An 11,268-nucleotide genomic window follows, 5' to 3' on the forward strand; every position below is an offset into this window, starting at 1 on the left:
CGGTGGACGACGTGACGACGGGCGAACCGCTCATCGTGCTGGACGCGGTCAACAAGTGGTTCGGGCCGCTGCACGTGCTGGACGACGTCTCGCTGTCGGTGGGTCGGGGCGAGGTGGTCGTGGTGATCGGCCCGTCCGGCTCCGGCAAGTCGACGCTGTGCCGCGCCATCAACCGACTAGAACCGATCAACTCCGGCACCATCACCTTCGACGGCCAACCGCTGCCGGCCGAGGGCAAGGCCCTCGCGAAGCTGCGCAGCGAGGTGGGCATGGTCTTCCAGTCCTTCAACCTCTTCGCGCACAAGACCATCCTGGAGAACGTCACCCTCGGCCCGATCAAGGTCCGCAAGGAGAAGCCGGCCGCCGCCCGCGAGCGCGGTCTGGCCCTGCTCGACCGGGTCGGCATCGCCAACCAGGCGGACAAGTTCCCCGCCCAGCTCTCCGGCGGCCAACAGCAGCGGGCGGCCATCGCCCGGGCCCTGGCCATGCAGCCCAAGGCGATGCTCTTCGACGAGCCCACCAGCGCCCTGGACCCGGAGATGGTCGGCGAGGTGCTGGACGTGATGACCTCGCTGGCCAGCGACGGCATGACCATGGTCGTGGTCACCCACGAGATGGGCTTCGCGCGGCATGCCGCCAACCGGGTCATCTTCATGGCCGACGGCAAGCTCGTCGAGGACGCCTCCCCGGCGGAGTTCTTCGCCAACCCGCGCAGTGACCGGGCGAAGGACTTCCTCTCCAAGATCCTCACGCACTAGGCGTCTGTTGTGGAGCACGCCGACCACCGGCGGGCTCCGTCGAAGAAGGAGAAGAGTATGCGTATGAAGCGCGTGGCGGCGGTCGCCATGATGGCCTCCCTCGCCCTGTCGGCCGCGGCCTGCGGCAAGGAGGGTGAGCCGACCCCAAGCGCGGGCGGCAGCGCCTCCGGTGGCGCCCAGTCCGACACCTGCAAGAGCTCCGGCGCGACCTTCACCCCGAAGACGGACGCGGCCGTCGCCGGCAGCCCGACCTTCGAGAAGATCAAGACGGCGGGCAAGGTCTCCGTCGGGGTCAAGTTCGACCAGCCGAACCTCGGCTACAAGGACGCCCAGGGCAAGCGCTGCGGGTTCGACATCGAGATCGCCCAGTACGTGGCCAGCACGCTCGGCATCGACCCGGCGAAGATCGAGTACAAGGAGATCGCGTCGGCCAACCGGGAGACCGCGATCAAGGGTGGTGAGGTCGACTACTACGTCGGCACCTACTCGATCACCGACAAGCGCAAGAACGACATCTCCTTCGCCGGCCCGTACTTCGTCGCCGGCCAGGACCTGCTGGTCCGCAAGGACGAGACGTCGATCACCGGCAAGGACACCATCAAGGGCAAGAAGGTCTGCTCGGCCACCGGCTCGACCCCGATCCAGCGGGTCCGCGACGAGGGTCTGACCGAGGCGAACAACATCGTCGAGTTCAAGACCTACTCGGAGTGCGTCTCGCAGCTGCTGGACAAGAAGGTCGACGCCGTCACCACCGACGACGCCATCCTGAAGGGCTACGCGGCGCAGAACCCGGACGAGCTCAAGGTGGTCGGCCAGCCGTTCAGCACCGAGAAGTACGGCATCGGCCTGCCGAAGGACGACAAGGCGCTGCGCGACTACGTCAACGACCAGATCGAGGCCGCCTTCACCAGCGGCACCTGGCAGAAGATCTACGACGGCACGCTCGGCCTCTCCGGCTCGGCGGGCACCCCGCCGACCCTTGAGCGGTACTGACCGACCGGCTCGACACGAGTTGCGGCGCCGGGTGGGGCTCGTCCCCGCCCGGCGCCCGTCCGAGGACTGAGAGCGAGGCATGGGCGAGTTCTTCCGCGTACTGACGGACAACGGGCAACTGTTCGTTGACGGGTTCACCAACACCGTCAAACTTTTCCTGATCGCCGCGGTCGGCAGCCTCGTCCTCGGCACGCTGCTCGGCGCGATGCGGGTCTCCCCCGTGCCGGCCCTGCGGGCGTTCGGCGCCACGTACGTCAACCTGGTGCGCAACACCCCTCTGACGCTTGTCTTCGCGTTCCTCGTCTTCGCGGTGCCGAAGCTTGACGTCAACATCGACTACTTCCCCAGCGCCGCCATCGCGCTGACCGTCTACACCTCGGCGTTCGTCTGCGAGGTGATCCGCTCCGGCGTCAACACCGTCGCCGCCGGGCAGGCCGAGGCGGCCCGCGCGCTGGGCATGACCTTCGGTCAGGTGCTCACGCTGATCGTGCTGCCGCAGGCGCTGCGGGCCATGGTCCCGCCGATGATGAGCGTGTTCATCGCGATGCTGAAGAACACCACGATCGCCGCCGGTTTCTCGGTGCTGGAGGCCGGCGCGATCCCCGCGTACATGGCCGAGCGGGGCGAGCCGCAGTTCGCCGTCCTGCTCTGGATCACCATCGGCTTCCTGATCCTGATCCTGCCGCTGGTGGCCCTCCAGCGTTTCCTGGAGCGCAAGTGGAGGGTGGCCCGATGAGCGAGCTGGCGGGTCGGGCGACTGCGAACGGAAGGTGGCTGAGTTGAGCCAGGCGTCGATCCTCTACGACCTGCCCGGGCCGCGCGCCAAGCGGCGCAACGCGATCCTGGGTGTCGTCTCCACCGCCGGCATCATCGCGCTGCTCGCCTACATCGGCTACAAGTTCGCCGACACCGGTCAGTTCGAGGCCCGCAAGTGGGAGCAGTTCCAGTACGCCTCGGTGCAACGCGAACTGCTCGGCGGCCTGTGGGCGACGCTGAAGGCGGCCGGCATCGCCGCGGTCCTGGCGCTGCTCTTCGGCGCGGTGTTCGCCAGCGCCCGACTGAGCGACAAGTGGATCCTGCGTACCCCGGCGACCTTCGTGGTGGAGCTGTTCCGGGCGATCCCCCTGCTGATCCTGATCTTCTTCGGCTACTACGTGCCACTGCAGTACGGCTGGTCGATCGACAAGCTGTGGGCGCTGGTCATCGGGCTGATGCTGTACAACGGCTCGGTCCTCGCGGAAATCTTCCGGGCCGGCATCAACGCGGTGCCGTACGGGCAGACCGAGGGCGCGTACGCGGTCGGCATGCGCAAGAACCAGGTGCTGCGGCTGATCCTGCTGCCGCAGGCCGTCCGGTCGATGCTCCCGGCCATCGTCAGCCAGCTCGTGGTGCTGCTCAAGGACACCGCACTGGGCTTCATCATCACGTACCCCGAGCTGCTCTTCGTGGGTAAGCAGATCGGCGGCCGGTTGCCGTTCGGGCTGCCGTACGTGCCGACCTACCTGATCGTGGCGGCCATCTACATCGCCATCTGCGGTGCGCTGTCGGCCCTGGCCTGGTGGCTGCAGAAGCGGATGGGGCGTACCCCGCGTACGGCGGCGAAGGTGCTGCCCGCCCAGGACGCCGGCGAGGACTCCGCCCGGATGATCTGACGGCGCCAGCGCAACGACGACGGGCGGGTGGCCAGGCCACCCGCCCGTCGCGCACGCAGGGGTCAGCGGGCGATCTCGGTGACCCGGGACTCGCGGACCACGGTGACCCGGATCTGACCCGGGTACGTCAGCTCCTCCTCGATCTGCTTGGCCACGTCACGGGCCAGCACGGCCGCCCCGATGTCGTCCACGTCGTCAGGCTTGACCATCACCCGGATCTCCCGGCCGGCCTGCATGGCGAAGACCTTGTCCACGCCCAGCTTGCCCGCCGCGATCTCCTCGATCCGCTCCAGCCGCTTGACGTACGCCTCCAGGCTCTCCCGGCGGGCGCCCGGCCGGCCGCCGGAGCAGGCGTCGGACGCCTGGGTGAGGACGGCCTCGATGGTCTGCGGCGGCACCTCGTTGTGGTGCGCCTCAATGGCGTGCACGACGTCCTCGTGCTCGCCGTACTTGCGGGCCAGGTCGGCGCCGATGATGGCGTGGCTGCCCTCGACCTCGTGGGTGAGCGCCTTGCCGATGTCGTGCAGGAACGCGGACCGCTTGATGGTGGGCACGTCCAACCGCAGCTCGGCGGCCATGATGCCGGCGATGTGCGCGGTCTCGACCAGGTGCTTGAGCACGTTCTGCCCGTACGACGTGCGGTAGCGCAACCGGCCCAGCAGGACCACCAGCTCCGGGTGGATCTCGGTGATGCCGACCTCGACCAGGGCGTCCTCGGCAGCGCGGAGGCAGAGCTGCTCCACCTCCTGGCGGGCCAGGTCGTAGACCTCCTCGATGCGGTGCGGGTGGATCCGCCCGTCCAGCACCAGCTTCTCCAGGGTGAGCCGGCCGACCTCCCGGCGGACCGGGTCGAAGCAGGAGAGCAGCACCGCCTCCGGGGTGTCGTCGATGATCAGGTTGACCCCGGTCACCGACTCGAAGGCGCGAATGTTGCGCCCCTCCCGACCGATGATCCGACCCTTCATCTCGTCACCGGGTAGGTGCAGGACGCTGACCACGCTCTCCGCGGTCTGCTCGCTGGCGACCCGCTGGATCGCGTCCACCACGATGTGGCGGGCCCGCTGTTCGGCGGTGCCCCGCGCGTCGGCCTCGATGTCGCGCACCAGCAGCGCGGCCTCCCGCTTGGCCTGCGTCTCGATCGCCTCGACCAGTTCCAGCCGGGCCGCGTCGGCGGTCAGGCCGGCGACCCGTTCCAGCTCCCGGCGGCGCAACTCCTCCGCCTCGGCCAGCTCGGTCTCCCGCTGGGCGAGAGCGGACTCCCGTGCGGCGAGGGCGGCCCGCGCCTCGGTGAGCTGCCGCTCCCGCTCGGCGAACCGCTCCACCTCCTCGGTGTGCAGCCGCTCCCGCTCGTCCATCCGGGCCGCACGGCGCTCCACCTCGGCCGACTGCTCCCGAGTGGTGGCGGCGAGCACCGCGACCTCCCGTTCGCCGCTGCGCCGGGCCGTGGCCCGCAACTGTTCGGCGTCCGCCTCGGCCTGCTTGTGCGCCCGCTCCAGGACGGTGTCCGCCTCGGCGCGGGCATCGTCGAGCACCCGGCGGGCCTCGGCGCGGGCGGCCTTGGCCTCGGCCTTCGCGGCCGCCGCCTCGGCGCGCGCGGCGGCGGCTGCGGACTTCGCGACGTCGATGGTGCTGTTCGCCTGGTCGGCCGCGTTGCGCAGGGCGGCCAGGGACTGCTCCTGGCGGTCCTTCTCGGCGATGAACGCCGGATCCTCCGGCGCCGGCGCCGAACCCATTCCGCGCAGTGTCCGGACGCCGTACAGCACGGCGCCGATCACCACCGCCGCGAGGATGAGGACGGCCGCGAGGAGCACGACGTCGAAGGCGTTCATGCCGGAACCCCGTCGGGTCTACCGGTGAACCTGTGCCGCCGCCCCGCCATGGCCGCCTCCCCTGAAACGTCTGCCGACCGCAGTGACCGTGCCCGGTGGGCACACTCCTGCGGCTGTGGACGCCCGACCGGAGCGGCTGGCCGTGGGTAGCTCTCTCCGCCGGCGGTGCCCTCGGGCATCGTCGGCGACCGGGTGCAGTTGTCGCGGAGTACCGGACCGGCCTGTCCGGACTGCCGCCAAAGGCCGTGGAGTCGGCCAAAGTGATGCTGTGTTGTTACGCGATCTATGTTGTGCGCTTAGCCTGCGCTGGTCGGGCAATGTGAGCCTGTATGGCGAGGCTAGGTCGCCGGGGGTGGTCTGGTCAAGGACTCATGATCAAACCCCCCGAACGGAGAGAAGTTGCGGCGTCACTCAAAGCTGATGCAGTGTCGGACACGCCGGGACAAAGGCGACGAGGCGACGGCGCCGATCCGGATGTCGTGCCTGTTCAGCGACGGAGACACCCCCGCGGTGAGCCGACTTTGTGACACCAGCGACCCTCGCTCGGCCCAACCCTCTCATCCCGCCAAGATCGCGCCGCTCACCCCACCACGATCCGCGTCGCTCACCCCCGGCACGATCCGCGCCGCTCACCGGCCAAGATCGCGCTCGATCCAGGATGTAGTGGGGTACTCGCGGCGGTGAGGCCACTACATCCTGGATCGAGCGCGATCATCCCGGCACGGCGCGCGGCACGGCGCGCGGCGCGGCGCTCAGTCGGTCAGGCGGTTGTCGCGCTCCAGGTCACCTTCCGCGTCGGCCAGCGCGTCGGCGTCGATCTGCTCGGCGAACTCGGCCGCCTCGGCGCTCTGCGCGGCCAGCGCGTCCTTCACCGCCCGGATCGCCACACCGGGCGGGTAGCCCTTGCGGGCCAGCATGCCCACCAGCCGGCGGAAGATCGCGTCCGGTTCACCCCGGGCGGTACGCAGCTTGCGCTCCACCAGGGCACGGGCGGTCTCCGCCTCGGTCTCCTCGTCCAGTTCGTCGAGCGCCTCGGTGGCCACCTCGCCGTCGACGCCCTTGCGGCGCAGCTCGTTGGCGAGGGCCCGGCGGGCCAGGCCACGCCCGGAGTGCCGGCTGGACACCCAGGCGCGGGCGAACGCCGCGTCGTCGATAATGCCGACCTCGTCGTACCGGTCGAGCACCTCGGCGGAGACCTGCTCGGAGATGCCGCGTTTGGCCAGCGCACCGGCCAGCTCCGCCCGGGTACGCGGGCGGACGGCGAGCTGGCGCAGACAGATCTCGCGGGCCACCTCCGACTCGTCGCGAGGTGGCCCGTCGCGAGGTGGCGCCGGAGCCTCGACCGCATCGCCCGCCTCGGACCGGCCACGACGACCACGGCGCGGGCGCGGGGGATCACTGGCATCGCCCGTACGAGGCGGACTGGCATCCCAGCCCCGCCCCGTACGGGCGCGTCGTCCTGCCACTGGTCAGCGACCGGTCAGAAGTCGACCGGCGGCAGCTCCGGGCCACCGGCGGCGTCGCCCGCGCCGACCCCGACGCCGAGCTTCTCCAGGATCTTCTTCTCGATCTCGGCGGCCACGTCCGGGTTCTCCTTCAGGAACTCCCGGGCCTTCTCCTTGCCCTGGCCGAGCTGGTCGCCGTCGTACGTGTACCACGCACCGGACTTGCGGATGATCGCCTGCTCCACGCCGACGTCGATCAGCGAGCCCTCGCGCGAGATGCCCTTGCCGTACATGATGTCGAACTCGGCCTGCTTGAACGGCGCGGCCACCTTGTTCTTGACGACCTTGACCCGGGTGCGGTTACCGACCACGTCTGTGCCGTCCTTGAGGCTCTCGATGCGTCGCACGTCGAGCCGGACCGAGGCGTAGAACTTCAGCGCCCGACCACCGGTGGTGGTCTCCGGGCTGCCGAACATCACGCCGATCTTTTCCCGCAGCTGGTTGATGAAGATCGCCGTGGTGCCGGTGTTGCTGAGCACACCGGTGATCTTCCGCAGTGCCTGGCTCATCAGCCGGGCCTGGAGGCCCACGTGGCTGTCGCCCATCTCGCCCTCGATCTCGGCGCGCGGCACCAGGGCCGCCACCGAGTCGATCACGATGATGTCCAGAGCGCCGGAGCGGATCAGCATGTCCGCGATTTCCAGCGCCTGCTCGCCGGTGTCCGGCTGCGAGACCAGCATCGCGTCGGTGTCGACGCCGAGGGCCTTCGCGTACTCCGGGTCGAGCGCGTGCTCGGCGTCGATGAAGGCGGCGATGCCACCGGCCCGCTGGGCGTTGGCCACCGCGTGCAGAGCCACCGTGGTCTTACCGCTGGACTCCGGGCCGTAGACCTCGACCACCCGGCCACGCGGCAGGCCGCCGATGCCCAACGCCACGTCGAGCGCGATGGAGCCGGTCGGAATCACCGCCGTCTGGATGACCGGCCGGTCACCCAGTCGCATCACCGAGCCCTTGCCGAATTGCTTGTCGATCTGAGCGAGAGCAAGGTCGAGTGCCTTCTCCCGGTCAGGCCCTGCTGCCATGGTTGCCACCCCTGCCTTCGCCGGCGTCTTTGCTGAGCTTCGCGTCACGCGGACACGCTAGGCGCTGGGTCCGACAGAAAACCAGCCGACGGGCCGCGAGCTGTGGACGAGCACCCCGCTGTGGACAATAGCCGAACAGGTGTACGACAAGACAAGCGACACGCGGAAGCGGCGAAAAGGCTGCTCAGCGTAGTCGCGCGGGCACGCGGTCGGGATATGCGGCGCAGACCGCCCGCCAGACCGCCTGCGTCCGCTCCCCCGACGCCAACGCCTGCTCGATGGTCCGTCCATCGAGCTGGGACAGCACCTGGTCGCGGGCGATGCTGGCCGCGTAACCCGGCCCGAACGCCTCCTCCAACCGCGCCCAGAAGTCGGTCAGCCGCACGTGATCAGCCCTCCTTGTCCGATGCCGTGGTCGACACCGGGCGCAACGCTAGCGCCACCAGGGGCACGGTTGCGACCGCCGCGAGCAGGCAGAGCACCGGATAACCGGCGATCTGCATGACAAACCCGCTGAGCACCGCGGCGCCGGCCCCGGCCAGCCCCATGATCAGGTCGGAGAACCCCTGGACGCTCGGCCGCACACCGGCCACCACCGACTCGGAGAGCAGCGTCGAGCCGGCCACCATCGTCCCGGACCAGCCCAGCCCGAGCAGGACCAGACCGACCGAGAGCCGGGGCGTGTGGTGCCCGGCGGTGCCGGCCACCGCACAGGCGGCCAGCAGCAGCCCGACCCCGCCGAGGATCACCGCCCGCCGGCCGAGCCGGTCGGTGAGCCAGCCGACCACCGGGGCGAACGCGTACATGCCGGCGATGTGCAAACTCAACACGATGCCGACCAGCCGCAGCACGTCGGCGTCGGCGTGCGACTCGCCGATCCGGACCGGGGTCATCGCCATCACCGCCACCATCACCAGGTGCCCCACCGCCACCGCGGCGATGCCGAGCCGGGCGGCGGGCTGCCCGCGTACCACCGACCAGGCCAGCCGCATCCCGGCGCTGCGCGACGCGCGCGCACCGACCGGCGCGGCGGCCGGCGCCTGGGCGGCCGCGGCCGCCGCCGGCGGGTCAGCGGCCGGCGGAGCGACGGGCGCGTCGGCCTCCGCGAGCCGCCGCGCGGTGAGCAGCGGGTCGGGGCGGAGCAACCCGAGGAGTACGCCGGCAGTCAGCACGAACGCGACCGAACTGAACGCGAACGGGCCGGCCAACGGCGGCAGCCCCGAACCGGAGGTGGCCCGGTCGGCCAGCGCGGCGAAGTTCGGCGCGGCCACCGCGCCGATGGTGGTGGCCCAGACGATCAGGGAGAGCTGCCGGCCACGACGGGCCGGCTCGGCGAGGTCCACCGCCGTGTAGCGGGCCTGCAGATTCGCGGCGGTGCCGCCGCCGAAGAGCAGCATGCCGAGGAAGAGCAGCGGCACCGAACGGGTGGCCGCCGCCAGCACCACCAGCACGCCGCCGACGGCACCGACGGCGTACGCCAGCACCAGGCCCGGCCGGCGGCCACGCCGCGCCATGATCCGGGTGACCGGGACGGCGAGCAGCGCCGCACCGACCACCCCGGCGCTCTGCGCGACGCCGGCCATCGCGGTGCCGGCGATCCGTGCGGCGAGCAGCGCGCCGACGGAGATGCCGATGGTCACACCGATGCCGCCGATGATCTGGGTGGTGAAGAGCAGCCGCAGGGTGCGCCGCTGGATCGACGCGACGTCGGGCCGGGCGGCGGTACGCGGCGCGGTCAGGTGGGTGGCCATCTGCGCTCCTCAGGGCGGGGATGACCCATCCTCGCGCACCCGTCCCGCCGCCCGCCGCCCCCGCCCGCCGCGCGGTCCCGGCGGACCGTCAGCCGGCCATCACCCGCTGGTGCAGTGACGACACCGCCGACCGGGCCGCCACGAACGCGCCGTGCTGCCAGGCCACCTCGCGGCTCAGCCAGTCCCCCGCGAAGTAGACCCGCCCGGCCGGCTGGAGCAGCAGGTTGTAGCCGGGCGTGCCGTAGCGGGGCGACGTCCAGGCGCCCTCGATGTAGCGGGTCCGGTCCCAGGCGTGCGAGTACGAGGATGTGTGACAGGTCCAGATCGGTCTCGGGGATGCCGCCGGTCGGTCACGCCGGTCACCTCGGCGTTGAGCCGGATCCGGTGCATGCCCACGGCCTTCGCCAATGCTCGGGGAATCTGGTCCATGCCGCCGACCGGCTGGAACATCAGCATCGCCTGGTCGTAGCCGAACTCGAAGGAGAAGTACCGGCCGACGTTGCTGGCGAAGACGTCGGAGAGCGCCGGCGGCGTGCCGAGCGCGGTGCCCACGTCATTGCCCGCGCCCGGGTAGGCGGCGAAGCCGCGACGGTTGGTCCCGGTGTACGCCCAGTCGCTGGTGCGTCCACCGATCGCGCCGAAGCTCTGCAGGAACGCCAGCAGCCGGTCGCGGTCCTGCGCGGTGAGTCGGCCGTCCAGCGCGCCCTGGTCGGTGGCCTTCGCGAGCAGTTCCGAGACGTAGCCGTACACGTCGGCCTTGGCGGTGCGGTACCGGACCGGCTCGGTCATCCCGGCGGACTCGTTGTAGATCCAGGCGTCCGCGTTTTGATTGGTGAAGACCTCGACGGGTACGCCGAGTTCCCGGCAGTAGTCCATGGTGACCATCCACTGCGCGATCCGGCCCGGCCCGGCGTTGAAGTAGACCCCGTCGGAGAAGTCGGCCCGCTGGGTGCGTCCATCCAGGTCGGTCTCGACATCGCCACCCCGGATGGTCAGGTTTCGCCCGCCGACGCGGTGCCGCGCCTCAAGGATGGTGCAGCGGTAACCCGCCTTGCCCAACTCGTACGCGGCGGTGAGACCCGCGATGCCGCCGCCGAGAATGACCACGCTGGCACCCGGCCGCCCAGTGAGGGTGAAGTCGGACCGCTGCGGCGGCCGGAACGCCGGGGTGACCGACGCGGCCGCGCTGGGAGCGAGCCCCATGGCGCCCATCGTGGCGAGCATCGCACCGGCACCACCGCTGACTCCCACCGCCCGCAGGAAACCACGCCGGCTGACCATCGACTGCATCTGATCGCTCATGAAGCCCCCACAAGATCGACTCACAGAGCGCGTGTTACAGGGATCACGTCGTGCTGTTTTCCGGGTGATATCAGATCGTCCGCCCAGGACGAGACGGACATCTGTCGCGCGGCACACCAGGAGCGCGGACAGGACGTTGCGCTCCACGAGCATCAGCCATTCCCACAGCTACCTGGCTACCACCGCCCACGTGTGGGCAATTACTCAGTGTGACCAGCATCACCCTATACACGTACATGAACCCGACGGCAGAACCCTCCGTTCTCCTATTAGAGCTGCGAAATTTGCTCGGCAGGGATACCGGCAGGTGCAAACTACGCAAGAAAATCGCGTTTCCCCTATGGCGAGGAGAGTGTGATGCCCCCCTCCACACCAAACAATGCCTACCCCAACGCATCCTGGAATGTTCCGGTCAGTTCCTTGGGACTCACCGGAATTCCTGCCGATGAGTTAGCG

Annotated in this window: 10 protein-coding genes; 4 read left to right on the forward strand and 6 right to left on the reverse strand. The window is 70.2% G+C overall.

Going from position 1 to position 11,268, the window contains the following annotated elements:
* The first annotated feature begins 2 nt into the window (after positions 1 to 2).
* The 4 genes from O7620_RS16145 to O7620_RS16160 all read left to right on the forward strand — a co-directional run bounded on the left by O7620_RS16145 (position 3) and on the right by O7620_RS16160 (position 3,403).
* Complete coding sequence (locus O7620_RS16145) at positions 3 to 758, forward strand: amino acid ABC transporter ATP-binding protein (RefSeq protein WP_278123663.1); 756 nt, start codon at positions 3 to 5, stop codon at positions 756 to 758.
* A gap of 57 nt (positions 759 to 815) precedes the next feature.
* Positions 816 to 1,751, forward strand: a complete 936-nt coding sequence (locus O7620_RS16150; RefSeq protein ID WP_278123664.1) for a glutamate ABC transporter substrate-binding protein — start codon at positions 816 to 818, stop codon at positions 1,749 to 1,751.
* A 79-nt stretch (positions 1,752 to 1,830) separates the two neighbouring features.
* Entirely contained in the window at positions 1,831 to 2,487 is a 657-nt protein-coding gene (locus tag O7620_RS16155) for an amino acid ABC transporter permease (protein ID WP_234590776.1), read from the forward strand.
* Between the two features lie 34 nt (positions 2,488 to 2,521).
* Positions 2,522 to 3,403: an amino acid ABC transporter permease gene (locus tag O7620_RS16160; RefSeq protein ID WP_278123665.1), complete on the forward strand. Its 882-nt coding sequence runs from the start codon at positions 2,522 to 2,524 to the stop codon at positions 3,401 to 3,403.
* 62 nt (positions 3,404 to 3,465) lie between these two features.
* Here O7620_RS16160 and rny read toward each other — a convergent pair whose 3' ends face one another.
* The 6 genes from rny to O7620_RS16190 all read right to left on the reverse strand — a co-directional run bounded on the left by rny (position 3,466) and on the right by O7620_RS16190 (position 10,812).
* On the reverse strand, positions 3,466 to 5,232 hold the full coding sequence (gene rny, locus O7620_RS16165; protein WP_278123666.1) for a ribonuclease Y: 1,767 nt from the start codon (positions 5,230 to 5,232) through the stop codon (positions 3,466 to 3,468).
* 752 nt (positions 5,233 to 5,984) lie between these two features.
* The gene (locus O7620_RS16170; RefSeq protein WP_151493000.1) at positions 5,985 to 6,698 is read right to left on the reverse strand and encodes a regulatory protein RecX; all 714 of its coding nucleotides are present in this window, start codon (positions 6,696 to 6,698) and stop codon (positions 5,985 to 5,987) included.
* Between the two features lie 14 nt (positions 6,699 to 6,712).
* Positions 6,713 to 7,759, reverse strand: coding sequence for a recombinase RecA (gene recA, locus O7620_RS16175; RefSeq protein WP_151492999.1), 1,047 nt, complete (start codon positions 7,757 to 7,759; stop codon positions 6,713 to 6,715).
* A 184-nt stretch (positions 7,760 to 7,943) separates the two neighbouring features.
* Entirely contained in the window at positions 7,944 to 8,144 is a 201-nt protein-coding gene (locus O7620_RS16180; RefSeq protein WP_278123667.1) for a DUF3046 domain-containing protein, read from the reverse strand.
* 4 nt (positions 8,145 to 8,148) lie between these two features.
* Positions 8,149 to 9,510 carry an MFS transporter gene (locus tag O7620_RS16185; protein ID WP_278123668.1) on the reverse strand — a complete coding sequence of 454 codons (1,362 nt, stop codon included), beginning with the start codon at positions 9,508 to 9,510 and terminating at the stop codon, positions 8,149 to 8,151.
* A 174-nt stretch (positions 9,511 to 9,684) separates the two neighbouring features.
* The gene (locus O7620_RS16190) at positions 9,685 to 10,812 is read right to left on the reverse strand and encodes an FAD-dependent oxidoreductase (protein WP_278123669.1); all 1,128 of its coding nucleotides are present in this window, start codon (positions 10,810 to 10,812) and stop codon (positions 9,685 to 9,687) included.
* Positions 10,813 to 11,268: the final 456 nt, after the last annotated feature.

This window comes from Micromonospora sp. WMMD710, from assembly GCF_029626045.1.
Taxonomy (GTDB): Bacteria; Actinomycetota; Actinomycetes; order Mycobacteriales; family Micromonosporaceae; genus Micromonospora.